This is a genomic window from Pseudonocardia acidicola (genome assembly GCF_012911935.1).
Taxonomy (GTDB): Bacteria; Actinomycetota; Actinomycetes; order Mycobacteriales; family Pseudonocardiaceae; genus Pseudonocardia; species Pseudonocardia acidicola.
The window spans coordinates 38,158-55,131 of the sequence record NZ_JAAXLA010000045.1; the positions used below are offsets into that span (position 1 = coordinate 38,158).

The window sequence follows — 16,974 nt, forward strand, 5'->3', positions numbered from 1 at the left end:
CCCAGGAGACCCCATGACCGACACCCCGCTGCCCACCGACCTCAGCTACTCCGCCGAACACGAATGGGTCGCCATCGCGCCCGGCGGACCCGTCCCCGCCGACGCCGTCCGGGTCGGCATCACCACCGCCGCCGTCGACTCCCTCGGCGAGATCGTGTTCGTCGAGCTGCCCGAAGCCGGGGCCATGGTCACGGCAGGCGAGCCGTGTGGCGAGATCGAGTCGACCAAGGCCGTGTCGGAGCTGTTCAGCCCCGTCTCCGGCGAGGTCGTGGCCGTGAACCCGGCGCTGGCCGAGAATCCGAGCCTTGTCAACGAAGACCCGTTCGGCGAGGGCTGGTTGTTCGCCGTCCGGGTCGAGGCGCTCGGCGAGCTGAAAAGCGCTCCCGACTATGCCACGTTCATCGCCGAGACGGGGGCCGCCCGATGAACGCCCTGGACGCGCCGCTGGCCACGTTCGACCCGGACGTCGCCGAGTTGATCGAGCGCGAGTTGCACCGCCAGCAGCACGGCCTCGAGATGATCGCATCGGAGAACCACGCGCCACTGGCCGTGATGCAGGCACAGGGGTCGGTGCTGACCAACAAGTACGCCGAGGGCTACCCCGGACGCCGCTACTACGGCGGCTGCGAACACGTCGACGACATCGAGCGGCTCGCCATCGACCGGGTGAAGGCACTGTTCGGGGCGGCATATGCCAACGTGCAGCCACACTCCGGCGCCCAGGCCAACGCCGCCGCGATGCAGGCACTCATCAAACCCGGCGACACGATCCTCGGGCTCTCCCTGGCCCACGGCGGGCACCTCACCCACGGCATGCGGATCAACTTCTCCGGGCTGCTCTACCACGTCGTCGCGTACGAGGTCGCCAAGGACAGCCACCTCATCGACATGGACGAGGTCGCGCGGTTGGCCCAGAAGCATCGTCCCCAACTGATCATCGCCGGATGGTCGGCTTACCCTCGACACCTGGACTTCGCGCGGTTCCGCCGGATCGCGGACGAGGTCGGCGCCCACCTGCTGGTGGACATGGCCCACTTCGCGGGCCTGGTGGCGACAGGCCTGCACCCGTCTCCGGTCCCGCACGCCCACGTCACCACCTCGACCACGCACAAGACGCTCGGCGGGCCGCGCGGGGGCATCATCCTCACCGACGACCCCGCGCTCGCCAAGAAGATCAACTCAGCGGTGTTCCCCGGTCAGCAGGGCGGGCCGCTGGAGCATGTGATCGCCGCCAAGGCAACCGCGTTCAAGATGGCGGCACAGCCGGAGTTTGCCGACCGGCAGCGGCGCACCGTCCGCGGCGCCCGCCTCCTCGCGGAGCGGCTCACGCGCGCCGATGTCACCGCGGCCGGAATCGGCGTGCTCACCGGCGGCACCGACGTACACCTCGCACTGGTCGACCTGCGGGACGCCGGCCTCGACGGGCAACAGGCGGAAGACCGGCTCGCCGCGGTGGACATCACCGTCAACCGCAACGCCGTCCCCTTCGACCCGCGCCCGCCGATGGTCACCTCCGGCCTGCGGATCGGGACCGCGGCCCTGGCCACCCGCGGCTTCGACGACGAAGCGTTCGCCGAGGTGGCTGACGTCATTGCGAAGACGCTGTCGCTCCCCACCCACGCAGGCGACTCGGAAGTGGAGCCGCTGCGCAGCCGGGTCGGCGCGCTCGCCGCGGCGCACCCGCTCTACTCCGGGCTGGGGTGAGCACAGTGACGGTCAGCGTGTTCGACCTGTTCTCGATCGGAGTCGGCCCGTCGAGCTCGCACACCGTCGGCCCCATGCGCGCGGCCGCCCGGTTCGCCGGGGAGCTGCGCGACCGTGGGCTGCTCGCGGCGACCGCCGACGTCAGGGTGGAACTCTACGGCTCGCTCGCGGCCACCGGCGCCGGGCACGGCACCATGCGCGCAATCCTGCTCGGGCTGGAGGGACACCGACCCGACCGGATCACCCCGGTCGAGATGGAAACGCGGCTCGCCGACATCCGGGCCGGCAGCCCGCTGCGCCTCGGCGGTGGCCCATTGATCCGGCTGGCCGAGGACGACATCGTCCTGCACCCGCGCACCGTCCTGCCCGAACATCCCAACGGCATGACCGTGGCGGCGCTCGACGGCACGGGCCGGGTGCTGCATGACCACACCTACTTCTCCGTCGGCGGCGGCTTCGTCGTCACCCGCGAGGAGTTCGGCCAGCTGAGCGGCCACCGCGACCGCGGCCCGTTCGGCACCGCGGCCGAGCTCCTCGCACTCTGCGCAGAGTCGGGCGAACCGGTCAGCGGGGTGATGCTGCGGTACGAGACCACGCTGCGCAGCACCGACGAGGTGCGCACCGGTCTGCTGCACATCCGCGACGTCATGCGCGAGTGCGTCCAGCACAGCCTCACCCGGGAGGGGACGCTGCCGGGCGCACTGAAGGTGCGGCGCCGGGCGAGAGAGTGGCACCTGGCCCTGACCCAGGAGGACCCCGGCCGGGAGCCGGCTTACGCCGAGGACTGGGTCAACCTGGTCGCGATGGCGGTCAACGAGGAGAACGCCTCCGGCGGGCGGATCGTCACCGCGCCGACGAACGGGGCCGCCGGGATCATCCCCGCGGTCCTGTTCTACGCGACCCGCTACGTCCCGGCGGGCGCCGCCGACGTCGACGCGACGGCGGTGCGCTTTCTGCTCACCGCAGGTGCGATCGGGTCCCTGTACAAGGAGCGGGCCTCGATCTCCGGGGCCGAGGTCGGCTGCCAGGGTGAGGTCGGGTCGGCCGCGTCCATGGCCGCTGCCGGCCTCGCCGAGATCCTGGGAGGCACCCCCGCCCAAGTCGAGAACGCCGCCGAGATCGCGATGGAGCACAGCCTCGGCATGACCTGCGACCCGGTCGGGGGGCTCGTCCAGATCCCCTGCATCGAACGCAACGCGATCTCCGCCGGAAAGGCGATCAACGCCGCGCGGATGGCGTTGCGGGGCGATGGTTCCCATCACGTCTCACTCGACACCGTCATCGAGACGATGCGTGAGACCGGGCGGGACATGAACAACAAATACAAGGAGACCTCACTCGGCGGCCTCGCGGCCACCATGCCGGTCAGCATCGCCGAATGCTGATCAGGAAGGACAGCGCGATGGCGACCGCACCCGAAGGCCGCACGTTGCTCCGTCGAGGTCCGCAACAGCGAGACCCCGATCGAGTGCACACCGTCGTGGATCCGCACCCGGGCGCGGGACCGGCCCGCAGTACACCGAGCTGACGTCGCTGGTGCGCTCCGGCGGCCTGGGCACGGTGCGGAGGCAGCTCGGGGCACATCGCCGCGACCGCGGCGGCGGCCTTGTGCCGAGTCCCGTGTCAGTCCCGCCGGCTCCGCCGCGGGAAGAGGTGTCGGGCGATCTCGCGGGCGACACCGGTGACGACGATGGCGATGGCGGCCGTCTCCAGCACGGGGTGCCGATCGGGAGGAGGCCGGGTGGCCGTGGCGTTCTTCGCAGGCACGCGGTTCTCCCCGGCCAGGGCAGCGGGGGGGACCGGCGGGGGCGGCGACTCGTGCAACTCCTCGTGCTGCTGCAGCCAGTAGAGCCACACGAACGCGGGCAGCACGAACACCACGGCCAGGCCCAGGGCCACGAACAGCGCCACCTGTGCCGGCTCGGGCGCGCTGCTCTGCGCGAGCGTCAACTGACCGGGCAGCACCCAGGGGTACTGCGCCACGCCCCACCCGGCGACCACCCCGACGACCGCGAGCGCCGCGGCTGCGCGGAGCAGGTTGGGCCGGTTGCCGGGCAGGAGCAACAGTGCGGCGATCCCGCCCAGTACGGACACCACGACCGCGGGCAGCGCGGGACCGATCAGCCGGGCCCACAGGTACGGGGCGTTCCGCATCAGCAGCACCATGTTGACAGCGGCCAGGACCCCGGCGACCAGGCCCGCGGCGAGCGCGCGGCGGCGGAAATAGCTCGCCATGTCGGGATGGCCGCGCCGGTCGCAGTCGGCCACGAGGTAGATGCCACTGATGTAGGCGCAGGTGGCGACGAAGAGCAAACCGGTGACGATGGCCGTCGGGCTGGTCCAGGCGCTCCATACGTTACCGGTGGGGTTCGCCGGCACTGCGCCCGTGGCCACCGCGCCGACCGCGGTGCCGAGGAAGAACGGCGTGATCAGGGAGGAGGCGGCGAACATCGCCCCGTACAGCCGCTTCGTCGCCACGCTCTCGGCCTCGTGGCGGAACGCGAAGCCGACACCGCGCAGCACGATGCCGAGCAGCGACAGGGCGAGCGGGGTGAACAGCGCGATCATCACCGCGCTGAACGCGCTCGGGAAGCCGGTCCAGAAGACCACGAGCCCGAAGATGATCCAGACGTGGTTGCCCTCCCAGACCGGCGTCACCGACGCGTCGATCTCCTCGCGCGGGCGGGCGCCGCGTTCGTCACCGCCCGCCAGCAGGTCCCAGATCCCGCCCCCGAGGTCGGCGCCGGCGAAGAGGGCATAGCCGGCGATCGTCACCATGAGCAGGGCGGCGACGGCGATGGTGGTGTCGGAAGGGTTCATGCCCGTGACTCCTCGGCCCGGGCCGGTGGAGGGCCGTAGGGCGTCTGCACACTGTCCGCCCCCGTCCGCGCGGCGTCCCGGGTCTGCCAGCGGCGGCCCATGAGCCACGGCACGCCGATGCTGGTAGCGGTGAGCACCCCGTAGACCACGATCGTGGCGGCCAGGGTGACCGGCACCCCGCCGGCCGGGGTCACCGCGTCCCGTGTGAGCAGCAACCCGTAGACCACCCAGGGCTGGCGGCCCACCTCGGTGGTGAGCCAGCCGAGTTCCATGGCCACGATCGACGCGGCCCCGGCGAGCGCCGCCGGGACGAGGAACCACCACGTGCTCAGGACCTCACGGCGGAACTTCCACACCCATGCCTGCCACGCGCCGAGCACCATGAGCGCCGTGCCGATGGCGACCATCCCGTCGAACGACAGGTGGAGCAGGTTCGGCAGCGGCGGCCGCAGTTGCGGCGGCACACTGTTCCACCCGATCACCTCGGTGTTCGGCGAGAACCCGACCAGCAAGGAGTCGAGATACGGGATGCCGACCCCGAAGTAGACCTCCCCGTTCCAGTAGATGCCGCCGAGCCACTCGGTGACACCCCGCTGTGTGTCGGCCACCAGTTCCATCGCCGCGAACTTGATCGGCTGCTGGTGCGCCACCGCCCGGGCGAGCACGTCGCCCATGAGCACCTGCAGCGGCGCGCACACGGCCCCGACCCAGAACGGGACGAGGAACCCCAGTCGGTGATAGCGGTCCCACCGCCCGCGCAGCAACCCGACCGCATAGACGCCGGCGACGACGAACCCGACCACCATGTAGGCGGCCAGGATCATGTGCGGGGTCTCGAACGGCGTCGCCCGGTTGAAGATCACCGCCCACGGGTCCACCGACGCGACCCGCCCGTCCTGCAGCGTGAAACCGCTGGGCTGGTTCATCCACGAGTTCGCCGCGACCACCGCGAGCGCGCCCAGGAGCCCGGCGATGACCATCGGCGTCCCCGACCACCAGTGCAGCCACGGCGGCAGTCGGCCCCAGCCGTACAGGTAGATGGCCGTGAAGATCGCCTCGACGAAGAACCAGATGCCCTCGATCGCGAACGGGATGCCGAACGCCGACCCGTAGCGGCCCATCAGGCCCGGCCACAGCAGCCCGAGCTCGTAGGACAGCACCGTGCCCGACACCGCCCCGACGGCGAAGATCACCGCCGCCACCCGCGACCACCGCTGGGCGAGCACCAGCGCCACCTGATCGCCGCGCCGGATTCCCAACCAGTGCGCGATCAGCACCACGGTGGGAAAGGCGATGCCGAAACAGGCGAAGATGATGTGGAAGCCCAGCGACGCACCCATCTGCGCCCGCGCAGGGATGTCGCCCTCGGCCAGTACCAGCAGTGAGCCGCTCACACAGCGCTCCAGAACCGCGCCGCAGCGGCGGCCCCAGACCCCACAGGCACCATGGGCAGCGGAGGTGGTGTCCCCATGCTCGCCCCAGTGCTCGTCGTGCTGCTCGGGATCGGCATCGGCGCCCTCGGACTGCTGCTCCCGGACATGTACGTCGTCGGCCTCATCGTCGCCCTCATCGGTGGCATCGGCGTCCTCGTACGGCTGGTCGAGTCATTCCGCGGAATCCGCGAGTCGCGGCACTAGACGCCGGCCCGATCGACCGGTGCCCAGCCGCCCACACCGGCCGTGGCAAGCCCTTGGCACGTCATCGGCGGGACTGTTCCCGCACTGCGGGGATTGGCGGTGGCACGTCCTGCATCGCCCCGGCAGCGCCATTTCCGTATTGCAGCCCGCCGGAACCCGCTCGTTCCTGCTGACCGGAAGGACCGGCGGACGAGCAGGCCGACTTTACGCCCGGCGGCAGACCCGGCGCCAGACCGAGGCCCAGACCGGGCGAGCTGCGTCAACGATCTTCGGGTTGTGAGCACGCCGCGGTCGGCGTTGGTGGTCGGCGGGCCGGGTACGCCACGCCGGCCTTCATCCGACCGCCGTGGCGCCGGCCGACGCGTACGGTCGGTGCTCGCCGACGACCGGCGTCATCTCCGCCGCCGGCCATCGTCCTGGCCGTGGCCGCCGGAGCCGTGGACGCAGCCTGCTTCACCCGGCTGGGCCAGGCGTTCGCCGGTGTCATGACCGGCAAATCGAGCTCACCATCCTCGCGGGTTTCACAGCCGGCTGGGCCCTCACAGGCGACCGCCCGGGCTGGCCCGCGAAGTTCGGCCTGCTCGCGGCCACCACGCCGGCGATGGGGCTGCAGGCCGCGGCTGTGCGCTCCGCCGGAACGAAACTGTCGACGACCTACCTGACCGGAACGCCGACCCGCCGCGGTGCCCGCCCTGCCGGACACCGCGCTCCTGGGCGTCCTGCCGGTCCTCCTGACCAGCGCCGCGATCCCGCAGCCCTGAGCCCGGACGGCGAAAGTGAGCTCCGGGCAGTCCCGCGGCGTCCAGCTCTCCCTGCCGATCTGCGGGGCGGCCGAGGGCGCGCCATCAACTCGGCGGCGGGCAAGGCACCCGATCGACACAACGCGGCGAGCTGCGTGATCCACCATGTTGTCGAGCTCATCGGCGGGTGGCGAGATTGGCCAGGGCCCCGGATCTGAGGAGAACCCACGCGCCGACGGCGTTGAACACTGCGGGGATGAGCCAGCGTCCGGCGGCGCCGACGGTAGCGGCCACCCTCTTGTGGCTGCCGATCAATGCGGCGGCCGCGCACCATCCGGCGAGCAGGACGAAGAACGCGGCGATGGTCAGCGGCCCGAGAAGACCCACCCACCGGTCCGGAACCAGCCGCAGTCCAGACGCGGCCAGTACGGCAACCGCGACCCGGGCGGCGAAGCCCAGGTACTGCCCGGCCAGGATCTGGCCGGGCCGTGGGACGCCGGTGCTTCGGCTGGTCGCGAACAGCACCGCCAGCACCACGAAGGCGTCCACATTGGTCACGGTGAAGGCGGCAGCCGCCACCCCGAGGACAGCCAGGGTCCCCATCAGGCAAAGGCTCGCGAGCCGTGGGTGGCCCGGCGCGCACTGCTGCCGGACACCCCGGGCGGGAGCTGCTAGCCCTGTCCGCCGGTCTCGGTTCTCCCCTCAGGTGTGCCAGGTGTGCCACGGTCGCGGCCCGACTCGGCGTCCCCCGGGCCGCGGTCGGCGCCGTTGCCGCGGTCGCCGGCGTGGCGTTCGCCGCTGCTGCGTCCGCTGCGGGCCAGCGCGGTGCCGGCGCCTATGGCGAGTGCCACCGGCCACTCGATCAGTTCGAAAGCGGTGAGGGCCCCCAGGCCGGCGTAGTAGGCGAGGTCTGCCGGGGAGAGCGACCGCGCCTTGGCCGCGGCCGCGCCCGCGGTGGCTCCGAGATCGGGGCGGCGCATTCGCGGCAGGTGCAGGTCGGGTTTGTGGAACTGGGCCGTGACGAACGGGAGGTTCACCGTGGCGCCCCGGCCGCCGCCCTCCCGCTCCGCACCTGCTGCGGTGGGACCGGTGCCGCCGGTTTCGCGGGTCTCGGATTCCGCGGCCGTGGGCTCGGTGCGCGGTTCCTGGGCCTCGGCGGACCTCGCTCGGGCAGGGGCCATGGTTCCTCCCTCGATCTCGCAGTGGCGGCACCGCAGTGCGTCACGCCGCACACGCGGCCGCAGCGCTCCCCGGCGCCGCCCGGTTCGTTCACTGCCCGTTCACCTCAGGTTCATTCCATGGTGCTGAGTGTTCCCCTCCAGACGGGCCCGCCATCTGGTGCAACTTCGGTCGCCTCGAAGCCGGAGGGCCGCGCGCACCCCCCTCCGTCGAGCCCTCACGGCGGCACCCGATCGCGCCACGGACGAGGGCGTCGCCTCGACCGGGTCGCTCGAACCGGTCGAGCACACGATCTGACGGCGCCGTGGCCCCGCGGGTGCGGGCCGACCACGTCGTGCATGCACGAGCAGCCCTCGGGACCGACCGCGGGCCGCCAGGCCCAGCGCTCCGCCGTAACAGCACAGTCGGGCCGGCTCCGGCTGCGCGGCTGGCTCAGTGTCGCGGCGGCCGGCTCGACAGCCCTTCGCGGACGGCCCGCTCGACCAGGATCGGCACGAAGCTGCGCACCCGGGCGTCGGCGAACCGCCGCGCGGCCTCGCTGACCGTGGCGCGGACCCGGTCCTCGCCCACGCCCGCCGCGGCGCCCTCGCGGCTGAGTTTCGGTGTTGGAGCGGCCATGCCGCCGCGCCCCTTCTGCTCCGTCGCCGGCCACCACTTCGGACGAGAAGGTCCGTGGCCGTGACCCGAAGCGGTGACTTTCACGGTAGCTGATGGCACTTACAGCGATATCTGGACAGACCTCACTGTATCCACTTCCAGGCGCTCAGCCCGTACTCGGCAGACTTCCCGTCATGAGTCGCAATCTGAAGCTCGAACGCGACTTCCTGCACTGAAATCGCCTATCTCGCATTATAGCTGCAAACCTTCGGACACAACATCTTCATGAGCAGTCGTGGTTCCCGCTCAGAAATTATTGTGCATCCGTTCATCACGACATTGCGGCCGATCTCGCGGCACCGATCCTCTTCCGCTACGTGCGTGAGACTGCTGCAGCAACACGGCCTCCATTGTGAGTTGCAGTGTCGTGTAGCCGGATGGGCGGCGCTGAGGCCGAGGCTGACTACTCCGCGATCAGCCTCTCCTCGATCCGCAGACCGCTTCACAAACCGAACATAAGGCCCAAATCATTAATCTGCTCAGGACGACTCGTCGTCCGCCGGCCGTTACCTCGGTCACCCGGCGAGCGTCCCGGCCCACGAGTTGGTGACTCCGTAGCGCCACTTCCCGGTTGTGGAGTCCGGGGCATCGGCATTTCTGCGGTACACCGCGCACCTCATCGGGTCGCCGGTGTCTGCCCAGAACAAGCTGGGCAAGGCGATGTTCAGATGGGGGTATTCACGGGTGATACCCGCGGCAGGTCCGTCGATGAACTCCACCCAAAGGGCCACAACGCGCATTATCGACACTCGACGACTGCACGAGGTACCTCCACGTGCGCCAACTCGCAGCATGCAGTCGCAGGATTATCCGTACTCTCGGCGCAGCAGCGCCGCCCGTCCAGGCAGAATGCCTGGTCGACCTCACAACCGCCGGCCGCACTGCTCAACGTGTTCTCGCGGCAGCTCGACGACGTCGACGAGGCCGTGCGTCGACCGGTGATCGGGCCTTGGGTCGACCTCGTGGACGATCCGCGAGGTCGTCGATCACGCCGACGCTGACAGACCCGCGAGATCATGGCAGCCGCCGGATCGGAGTAGCAGGACGGGCGACCACCGGGGAGATGGTCGGATGCATCTCGCCGCAGGCCGGGCCACCCTTGATCTCCCGCTCGAACAGCTGCCCGGTCTGCCGTCCAGACCACGTGCGACCACCGACCGGACACGCACGTCCAGTCCGACTCTCGTCCGCTGACCCATCACACAGCCCTCCCGTCGTCGGCCCCACTGAGCTCGTCATCGACGCCCCGTCCGGCTATCGCTCAGATCGCCCAGCGATCGGGGAAGCAGTCGACGCTGTCGACCAGCCCGAGGATCGTGAAGACCTGTGCACTGCTCAGCCGGGTGAGGACCTTGAGCACCTGGCGCTCGCTCAGGCTCCCGAGGGCGTCGGTGACGCCCGGCTGTCGCCGACGCCGGACAAGACGGCCGACGCGTTCCACGGGGCGGCCGTTCCTCAGCGGCCTTCCCCGGCGAACCGGGCGGCGCACCCGCGCGCCACACCGGCGGCCCCGCGGCGTCGGCTCGCCTGAAAGCCTGTCGACCTCGGCTTCCTGCTGGCACTCAGCCCGCAGCGCCGACCACTGTAGACCCACTGGGTCCACGATAAGGAATTCCTAGCCTGGGTCCACGATATGGAATTCCACCCGGAGATCCGCGATGCGGAATTTCCAGCCACGCCAACCATGCGCAGTTCGCAATTAATAGCCTGGGTCCACGATGTGGAATTCGCGGGCTGTGCGACAGGTCACCAATTGGCACGTTGTCATCCTTTCGGATGGACGGATACTCTTCCGCCGTACCGCGGCGCAGTCGCCGCAACTCTCCGTAATTCCGGCTTCCCACCCTCCGTCGTCGCAGCTCGAGTCTGGAGAGGAGCGTGTATTTCACGTGCAGTTCACCGAACTTTCCGGCTATCACGTCCGTACCGGCGAGTGTACCGTATTACGTCCGTTCTTTCGAACGGGTGGCACGAACGTGGTGGCCGACCCACGTCCCGCCGCCTACGTCCAGGAGGCGCACCTACGAGTTGCCCGGGCGCGCCGCGAGGCCGGGCAGACCGCCGCGTCCTGGCTCGGCACCGCGTTCGAGCTTCCCGGGCGCCCCGACTTCGCCGCGCTCGAACGGGCCCTGCTCGGCTGGATCGACCGGCACGAGACGTTGCGCAGCGTCCTGTCCTACACCGAGCGCGGCGTCTCGCGCAGCACCCTGTCGCAGGGTGACGTCGGCATGGGCAGGTGGGACCTCGGCCACTTCGGGTCCGGGCACGCGCTGGCCGCCCGGCTCGAGAACCTCTTCGACAGCGAGACCGACCCGCTCACGTGGCCCTCGTACGTGTTCGCGGTGGTGTCTCACGGGGACTCGTTCACCGTCTACGTGAGCCTGGATCACTCCAATGTAGACGGATACAGCATCCTGTTGATCGCCCATGAGATCAGCGATCTGTACCGCGCGCAGACGTGCGGCAGGCCCGCCGAGCTCGGCGCCGTCGGAAGCTATGTCGACTTCGCCGGTGCCGAACGGCGTTCCGCCGGGCAGGTGCTCGCCGATCACCGGACAGTTGCCGCGTGGCGGGATTTCTTGCTGTCGCACGGGGGTGAGCTGCCGGCGTTCCCGCTGCCGGTCAACCCGGAGCAGACCGCGAGCGTGTCCCAGGACGGCACATGTCACCTGCTGCTGGGCCCCGACGAGACGGCCGTGTTCGAGGCCCGGTGCCGGGAGCGCGGCGGCTCGTTCATGGCCGGCAGCCTGGCGTGCCTCGCACTCGCGGGACAGGCCGAAACCTGCTGCGGCGTGTTCGGCGCGCTGATGTCGATGCACACCCGGAGCGCCGTGGAATGGGCCGAGTCGATGGGCTGGTACGTCGGGCTCGCGCCGCTCGAGGTCGCCGTCCGGCCGGGGGACGCCTTCCCCGACGTACTCACGGCCGTGACGGCCGCGACCCGGGCGGCGAAGGCCATGGCCGCCATCCCGTTCGAGCGCATCGCCGAACTCCTCGGCTGCCGCCTGACACCCCGGTTCGTGGTGTCCTACATGGACCTTCGCCGCGTGCCGGGCGCGGACCGGTGGGGCGACTGGAAGGCGGCCGCACTGCGCTCGCGCAGCCCGCACGCCGACGAGGTCTACCTGTGGCTGATCCGGTCGTCCGAGGGGCTGCGTCTTTCGGCGCGATATCCGGGCACCGCTGCCGGACGTGCGGTGCTGCCCCGCTACTTCGACCGCGTGGCGCAGGTTCTGCGCGAGGTCGTGGCCGTGCCGCAGCCGGCAGTCTGAGGAAGGGACCCACCGATGTTGATGACCACGATCACTGACTACGCCCCCGAGCCCGGCCGCCTGGTGGAGTTCCGGGCCACCGCCGCGGGCGGCCCGGTGACGCCGGAACCGCTGTCGTACCTGCAGGAGAACCACCTGCGGCGATTGCTGGCGAACCAGGCGGCGGGCAGGTCGCAGTCGCCGTGGCTGGCGACGGTGTTCGACCTGCCGGGAACGTTCCGGCCGGAGGCGATGGCCGCGGCACTGGAGAAGTGGCTCGACCGGCATCCGACGCTGCTCACCTGGTTCTCCCTCGACGACGGGGGCCTGCAGCGGCACACCGTCGAGCGCGACACCGTGGCGCTGGAGATCGTGCCCGCCGGGGAGGTCGCCGACATTGCGGGATACCTGCACGAGCGGTTCGACGAGGGCACGGACCCCTTGCGGTGGCCGCCGTTCGTCGCCGGCGCGATCGTGCGCGAGGACAGCGCGACCGTCTACTACGCGGTGGACCACAGCCACTCCGACGGCTACTCGGTGATGCTGGTGTTCGCGGAGCTGCGGGCGCTCTACGAAGCGGAACTGGCGGGCACGCCGGCGCGGCTGCCCGAGGTGGGCAGCTATGTCGACGCGTGCGTACTGGAACGTGAGCGGGCAGCCCGCCTGACACTGGATTCGCCCGAGGCGCGCGAGTGGCTGGACTTCTGGCTTTCCGGGCCGCCGCCGACGTTCCCACTCGAGCTCGGCACCGAGCCGGGCCGGTTCTACCCGACCGCGGCGGTAGACCTCGACGTGTTCGACGCGGCCGAGGCGGAGGCCTTTTCGCACGCGTGCAAGGCGAACGGCGCGGGCTTCTCCGCGGGGTGGCTGACGGCGCTGGGGATCACGGCGTACGAGCTGGCAGACGTCAAGAACTATCGGGGCCTGGCGGTCGTGCACACGCGGGACGAGCCGCGCTGGCAGGCGGCGCAGGGCTGGTTCATCAACCTGGGGCCGGTGGCGTTCCCGTTGGCGGGGCAGGGCGAGTTCGGCGAGGTGGTCGCGCGGGCGCAGGCGGCATTCGAGCAGGCGCAGAGCCTGGCTCGGGTGTCGCTGCTGCGGGTGGCCGAGCTGCTGCCGGCCCTGGACCCCCAGGGCGACGCGGCGGCCGTTCCGCCCATGGCGTCCTATTTGGACATGCGGCACGCGCCCGGCGTGCGTGAGTGGCAGGAGGCGAACATGGCGCTGCTGGTCGGCCCCGGCCAGACGGCGGACGTGTCGATGTGGTTGAACCGCTTGGTGGGCCGGACATACCTCAAGGCGCAGTACCCGGACACCGAGGCGGCGCGAGCCGCGGTGCCGCGCTACCTGGAGCATCTGGTGCGCGTGCTGCGGGAGATCGCGCGGACCGGCAGGTACCGGATCAACACTCCGGTTCCGGCGCCGGTGTGATCCGCTCGACGGCCCGCTGAGCCTCGGCGCGCGCTTGGGCCGGCACCGCAGCATCCTGGAGCAGCGAAACCACGGTTGGCCGCCTGGGGCTTGTCATGCTCTTGCACTCCTCTCCCCTCCCCGGACGCGGCATCACGAGAACCGGGTCAGAATCGACGCGGTACGAAGCGTCGCCGATTTTTCCGCTCGGCAGACGTTCGAAGGCTTGAATTCGTGAGATGACCCCTCAGCAAGCACTGTTGTATCGCTTTTTCCCGCTCGTAATGCGAATGTCAGCACCGCGTGCCACTTGAACAACCCACGGGGATGCACGAACCTCTCGTCCCATTGCGGTCCTTCAGCCGGTGCTCGTCTGCTGATCGGCGGGTGGGAACTCGTAGCCGGCGCCGGCGGAGCGAGGACCCGGACCCGGACCCGGACCCGGTGATCATCTCCACCGACACCGGCTTGCCCTCGGTGCGCGAGACGACCCGCGTACCTGCTGCGCCAGAACTCACTCCCACTGTCCTTGGCCCTCGGACGGGCTACGCGAAAACGATCGGCAGCACGATCGCCGCGGCGACGAGCGAGATGCCACTCAGAAGGTCGGCGCGGATGCGAATCACGCTGGCGGCAGCCCGCCCGAGGCACATCCCGGCGAACGACATCACCGCGGTCATCACGCCGAAGGTGACAGCCGGGATCACCGCGGAGAACCCGAGCACTCCCAGGCCCGTACCGGCGAGCAGGTTGTCCACGCTCAGCGAGAGCGGCATGCCGAACAGTGTCACCCACGGATGGTCCAGCTCCTCCGGTGCCGGGTTCCGGATCGCCCCGACGAGCAGGTACACGCCGTACAGGCCCATCACCGCCGGCCCCACGTAATCCGCGATCGGGCCGATCGCCTTGCCGACGTAGTGCCCGAGCAGACCGCCGGCCAGTGGCGCCACGGCATCCCAGATCCCGAATATCACGGCGATCTGCGCGGCCCGGCGGAGACCGAACGGAACGGTCCCGATCGCGACCGACGACCGGAAGTTGTCCAGGCTGAGCGTGAACCCGAGGACCAGCAGTGTGACGATCGTGGCATCACGCATGGCTACCGGGCCCGGTGTGGCCGAGGGACGAGGAGAAGGTCGGTCGATCTCTGCTCGTCGTTGGCGGCTCGCACGGCGTCGGCGACGATCCCGTGGTCCGGTGAGAGGTGGCACACCGGATCGGTCCGGGCGGCGTCACCCGTGAGCTGGAACGCCTGGCACCGACACCCACCGAAGTCGATCTCACGACGGTCGCAGCCGCGGCAGGGGTCCGGCATCCAGTCCGTCCCCCGGAAACTCTGGAAGAGCGGCGACTCCGCCCAGATCCGTGACAGGGAGTCCTCCCGGACACTCGCGCGGGGAAGGGGCAGCGCCTGCGCAGCGGGACAGGGCAGGGCGTCGCCGTTGGGTGTCACGGTCAGCTGTCGGGCGGCCCATCCGCCCATGCAGGGCTTCGGGTACCGGCTGTAGTAGTCGGGCAGGACGTAGAGGACGTCCATCCGGCCCGCCAGGCGCTCGCGCGCGGCGCGGACCACCGCCTCGGCCCGATCGAGCTGCGCCCTGCTGGGCAGCAGCGCGCCGCGGTTGCGCAGGCCCCAGCCGTAGTACTGGGTGTTGGCCAACTCGACGCGGCCGGCCCCCAACTCCTCGGCCAGCTGAAGAATGGCGGCGACCCGGTCGATGTTCTGCCGGTGAAGCACGACGTTCACCGTGAGCGGCCACCCCATCTCCTTCACCGTGCGGGCGGCCTCGATCTTGCGCTCGAAGGACGGGGTGCAGGCGATCCGGTCGGAGAGGGCGGGTTCGTCGGCCTGGATACTGACCTGGACGTGATCGAGGCCTGCGGCCCTGAGCTCCTCCGCCCGGCGCCGGGACAGACCGATCGCACTGGTGACCAGGTTCGTGTACATACCCAGCTCACCGGCGGTCGCGACGATCCGCGCCAGGTCTCGGCGCAGGAGCGGTTCACCGCCCGAGAGGTGACACTGCAGGACACCCAGTTCCTGGGCCTCGGCCAGCACCCGTTGCCACTGCTCGGTGCTCAGCTCGTCCGTGTAGTCGGAGAGGTTGAGCGGATTGGAGCAGTACGCACAGGACAACGGACAGCGGTAGGTGAGTTCGGCGAGCAGCCCGAAGGGTTTATCCATCGCTGACCTCCACGCATCGCTTGGCGACCAGGCGCGCGAGGAACCGCTGCACCTCGCCGTCGGCCACCCGGTCGTACCGCCCGTGCAGCTCCGCCACGATCTCGGCCACCGTCCGCCGCCCGTCACACAGGCCGAGGACGTCCGCGCCCGTCCCGTTCAGCACGACGACCGCCTCCGGGCTGAGCAGCACGTGTCGCGCCCGCGCCCGGTCGAACGTCAGCCGGACGTGGGGCGCGAGCCCGGGACGGCTCGCCCCTTCGACAGTGCCGCGGTCAGTCCGCATAGGCTCGGTCGATCGCATCCATCACGCTCCAGAGCACATCGCACTTGAACGACAGGGCGGCCACCGCCCGTGCCTGGTCCTGCGCCGATCGACAGTGCCGGGTCACCACCTCGAGGGCGTGTTCGGAGTCGCGCGGGGCCTGCTCCAGTCGGGCCCGGAAGTAGGCAAGGCCGCCACGGTCGATCCAGGTGTAGTGGCGCTCGAACGCGGCGAGGCGCTCGGCCATCAGGTCCGGTGCGAAGAGCTCGGTCAGCGACGACGCCACCGCCTCGACCCACGGCTTGGTGCGGGCGAAGGTGACGTAGGCGTCGACGGCGAACCGGACACCGGGGACCAGATGCCGCCCATCCGCGATCTCCTCGCGGGTCAGCCCCACGGCCTCGCCCAGGCGCAGCCAGGCCTCGATGCCGCCCTCCTCGCCCGCCGTGCCGTCGTGGTCGACGATGCGGCGGACCCAGCGCCGGCGCACCTCGCGGTCGGGGCAGTTGGCGAGGATCGCGGCATCCTTGCGCGGAATGTTCTCCTGGTAGTAGTAGCGGTTGGCCACCCAACCCCGGATCTGGCGGCGGCTGAGCCGGCCGTCGTTCATTCTGATGTGGAAGGGGTGCCGGTCGTGGTAACGCCGTGCCTGGGAGCGCAGCGCCTCGACCAGACCGTCGGTCCCTGTTCTCGTCGTTGTCGTCATCGCGGCTCCAGACCTGCACCTCGAGGCCGTCCATGGCCACTTCCACCCCACGCTCCGCACTCACCCCCGCCGTGAGCTCCTGCACGCCCGGCAGGTACACCACTGCCCGGCCGCTGTGCTCGTCGGTGGGCGATGGCCCACGACCCGCCCTTCCTCATCAATCACCGGGCCCGAAGCGCGCCCGCTTCGTGGCGGGGACGTCGAACGCCCGGTAGGACAGCCCGTCAGCCAGGGACATGTCGGCTCCGGGTACCACCGGGCGCCACTCGATCGGGCAGTAGCGTCGGGCGTCCGGGGCAACGCCGTCCCGTCGCACAGCGTCTCGCGCACGGCGACGGTGGCGTGCAACTGCAGCCCCGCCCCTCCCGCAGGTCCACTGCGGAAACTGTCTCTTATAGACATCTCCGAGCCTACGAGACGAAT

At 70.4% G+C, this 16,974-nt stretch carries 16 protein-coding genes and 1 pseudogene; 7 read left to right on the forward strand and 10 right to left on the reverse strand.

Annotated features, from left to right (window positions below; genetic code table 11):
* The first annotated feature begins 13 nt into the window (after window positions 1-13).
* The 4 genes and pseudogenes from gcvH to HF526_RS35590 all read left to right on the forward strand — a co-directional run.
* Window positions 14-427 carry a glycine cleavage system protein GcvH gene (gene gcvH, locus HF526_RS21970; protein ID WP_169383433.1) on the forward strand — a complete coding sequence of 138 codons (414 nt, stop codon included), beginning with the start codon at window positions 14-16 and terminating at the stop codon, window positions 425-427.
* Window positions 424-1,704, forward strand: coding sequence for a serine hydroxymethyltransferase (glyA, locus tag HF526_RS21975; RefSeq protein ID WP_169383434.1), 1,281 nt, complete (start codon window positions 424-426; stop codon window positions 1,702-1,704). The genes gcvH and glyA overlap by 4 nt, the downstream gene beginning before the upstream one ends.
* Before the next feature lie 5 nt (window positions 1,705-1,709).
* Window positions 1,710-3,089: an L-serine ammonia-lyase gene (locus tag HF526_RS21980; protein ID WP_169383452.1), complete on the forward strand. Its 1,380-nt coding sequence runs from the start codon at window positions 1,710-1,712 to the stop codon at window positions 3,087-3,089.
* Window positions 3,090-3,106: 17 nt separating this feature from the next.
* A pseudogene (locus HF526_RS35590) lies at window positions 3,107-3,282 on the forward strand (lipoyl synthase); the annotation flags it as partial.
* Between the two features lie 45 nt (window positions 3,283-3,327).
* Here the strand turns inward: HF526_RS35590 and HF526_RS21990 are convergent.
* Together HF526_RS21990 and HF526_RS21995 are read right to left on the reverse strand one after the other, a co-directional pair.
* Window positions 3,328-4,524, reverse strand: a complete 1,197-nt coding sequence (locus HF526_RS21990; RefSeq protein ID WP_169383435.1) for a cytochrome d ubiquinol oxidase subunit II — start codon at window positions 4,522-4,524, stop codon at window positions 3,328-3,330.
* Window positions 4,521-5,918, reverse strand: coding sequence for a cytochrome ubiquinol oxidase subunit I (locus HF526_RS21995; RefSeq protein ID WP_211177626.1), 1,398 nt, complete (start codon window positions 5,916-5,918; stop codon window positions 4,521-4,523). Before HF526_RS21995 ends, HF526_RS21990 begins: the two co-directional genes overlap by 4 nt.
* A 75-nt stretch (window positions 5,919-5,993) precedes the next feature.
* On the opposite strand from HF526_RS21995, the gene HF526_RS22000 reads away from it, so the two are divergent.
* Window positions 5,994-6,161 carry a hypothetical protein gene (locus HF526_RS22000; protein WP_169383436.1) on the forward strand — a complete coding sequence of 56 codons (168 nt, stop codon included), beginning with the start codon at window positions 5,994-5,996 and terminating at the stop codon, window positions 6,159-6,161.
* Window positions 6,162-7,078: 917 nt separating this feature from the next.
* Here the strand turns inward: HF526_RS22000 and HF526_RS22005 are convergent.
* From HF526_RS22005 to HF526_RS22020, 4 genes are all read right to left on the reverse strand, one after another.
* Window positions 7,079-7,504, reverse strand: coding sequence for a cadmium resistance transporter (locus tag HF526_RS22005; RefSeq protein WP_169383437.1), 426 nt, complete (start codon window positions 7,502-7,504; stop codon window positions 7,079-7,081).
* Between the two features lie 68 nt (window positions 7,505-7,572).
* Complete coding sequence (locus HF526_RS34695; protein ID WP_211177627.1) at window positions 7,573-8,082, reverse strand: hypothetical protein; 510 nt, start codon at window positions 8,080-8,082, stop codon at window positions 7,573-7,575.
* Between the two features lie 430 nt (window positions 8,083-8,512).
* A complete protein-coding gene (locus tag HF526_RS22015) occupies window positions 8,513-8,698 on the reverse strand; it encodes a three-helix bundle dimerization domain-containing protein (RefSeq protein ID WP_169383438.1) in 186 nt (61 codons plus the stop codon).
* 1,300 nt (window positions 8,699-9,998) lie between these two features.
* On the reverse strand, window positions 9,999-10,178 hold the full coding sequence (locus HF526_RS22020) for a hypothetical protein (RefSeq protein WP_169383439.1): 180 nt from the start codon (window positions 10,176-10,178) through the stop codon (window positions 9,999-10,001).
* Between the two features lie 448 nt (window positions 10,179-10,626).
* On the opposite strand from HF526_RS22020, the gene HF526_RS22025 reads away from it, so the two are divergent.
* Together HF526_RS22025 and HF526_RS22030 are read left to right on the forward strand one after the other, a co-directional pair.
* Entirely contained in the window at window positions 10,627-12,009 is a 1,383-nt protein-coding gene (locus HF526_RS22025) for a condensation domain-containing protein (RefSeq protein WP_169383440.1), read from the forward strand.
* Window positions 12,010-12,030: 21 nt separating this feature from the next.
* A complete protein-coding gene (locus HF526_RS22030; RefSeq protein WP_169383441.1) occupies window positions 12,031-13,419 on the forward strand; it encodes a condensation domain-containing protein in 1,389 nt (462 codons plus the stop codon).
* Window positions 13,420-13,943: 524 nt separating this feature from the next.
* On the opposite strand, the gene HF526_RS22035 is transcribed toward HF526_RS22030, so the two are convergent.
* Genes HF526_RS22035 through pqqC form a run of 4 tightly spaced genes read right to left on the reverse strand, consistent with a single transcriptional unit; the run spans window position 13,944 to window position 16,551 of the window.
* A complete protein-coding gene (locus tag HF526_RS22035; RefSeq protein ID WP_169383442.1) occupies window positions 13,944-14,495 on the reverse strand; it encodes a manganese efflux pump MntP in 552 nt (183 codons plus the stop codon).
* 2 nt (window positions 14,496-14,497) lie between these two features.
* Window positions 14,498-15,583 carry a pyrroloquinoline quinone biosynthesis protein PqqE gene (pqqE, locus tag HF526_RS22040; RefSeq protein WP_169383443.1) on the reverse strand — a complete coding sequence of 362 codons (1,086 nt, stop codon included), beginning with the start codon at window positions 15,581-15,583 and terminating at the stop codon, window positions 14,498-14,500.
* On the reverse strand, window positions 15,576-15,866 hold the full coding sequence (gene pqqD, locus HF526_RS22045) for a pyrroloquinoline quinone biosynthesis peptide chaperone PqqD (protein WP_211177628.1): 291 nt from the start codon (window positions 15,864-15,866) through the stop codon (window positions 15,576-15,578). The genes pqqE and pqqD overlap by 8 nt, the downstream gene beginning before the upstream one ends.
* Window positions 15,856-16,551 carry a pyrroloquinoline-quinone synthase PqqC gene (gene pqqC / locus HF526_RS22050; protein WP_169383445.1) on the reverse strand — a complete coding sequence of 232 codons (696 nt, stop codon included), beginning with the start codon at window positions 16,549-16,551 and terminating at the stop codon, window positions 15,856-15,858. Before pqqC ends, pqqD begins: the two co-directional genes overlap by 11 nt.
* Between the last annotated feature and the right edge of the window lie 423 nt (window positions 16,552-16,974).

Excerpts from the sequence above, each read along its gene's own strand:
- gcvH (WP_169383433.1), top strand. The coding sequence starts at position 14 with ATGACCGACACCCCGCTGCCCACCGACCTCAGCTACTCCGCCGAACAC.
- glyA (WP_169383434.1), top strand. The coding sequence starts at position 424 with ATGAACGCCCTGGACGCGCCGCTGGCCACGTTCGACCCGGACGTCGCC.
- HF526_RS21990 (WP_169383435.1), bottom strand. The coding sequence starts at position 4,524 with ATGAACCCTTCCGACACCACCATCGCCGTCGCCGCCCTGCTCATGGTG.
- HF526_RS22000 (WP_169383436.1), top strand. The coding sequence starts at position 5,994 with ATGCTCGCCCCAGTGCTCGTCGTGCTGCTCGGGATCGGCATCGGCGCC.
- HF526_RS22005 (WP_169383437.1), bottom strand. The coding sequence starts at position 7,504 with ATGGGGACCCTGGCTGTCCTCGGGGTGGCGGCTGCCGCCTTCACCGTG.
- HF526_RS34695 (WP_211177627.1), bottom strand. The coding sequence starts at position 8,082 with ATGGCCCCTGCCCGAGCGAGGTCCGCCGAGGCCCAGGAACCGCGCACC.
- HF526_RS22015 (WP_169383438.1), bottom strand. The coding sequence starts at position 8,698 with ATGGCCGCTCCAACACCGAAACTCAGCCGCGAGGGCGCCGCGGCGGGC.
- HF526_RS22030 (WP_169383441.1), top strand. The coding sequence starts at position 12,031 with ATGACCACGATCACTGACTACGCCCCCGAGCCCGGCCGCCTGGTGGAG.
- HF526_RS22035 (WP_169383442.1), bottom strand. The coding sequence starts at position 14,495 with ATGCGTGATGCCACGATCGTCACACTGCTGGTCCTCGGGTTCACGCTC.
- pqqE (WP_169383443.1), bottom strand. The coding sequence starts at position 15,583 with ATGGATAAACCCTTCGGGCTGCTCGCCGAACTCACCTACCGCTGTCCG.
- pqqD (WP_211177628.1), bottom strand. The coding sequence starts at position 15,866 with ATGCGGACTGACCGCGGCACTGTCGAAGGGGCGAGCCGTCCCGGGCTC.
- pqqC (WP_169383445.1), bottom strand. The coding sequence starts at position 16,551 with ATGACGACAACGACGAGAACAGGGACCGACGGTCTGGTCGAGGCGCTG.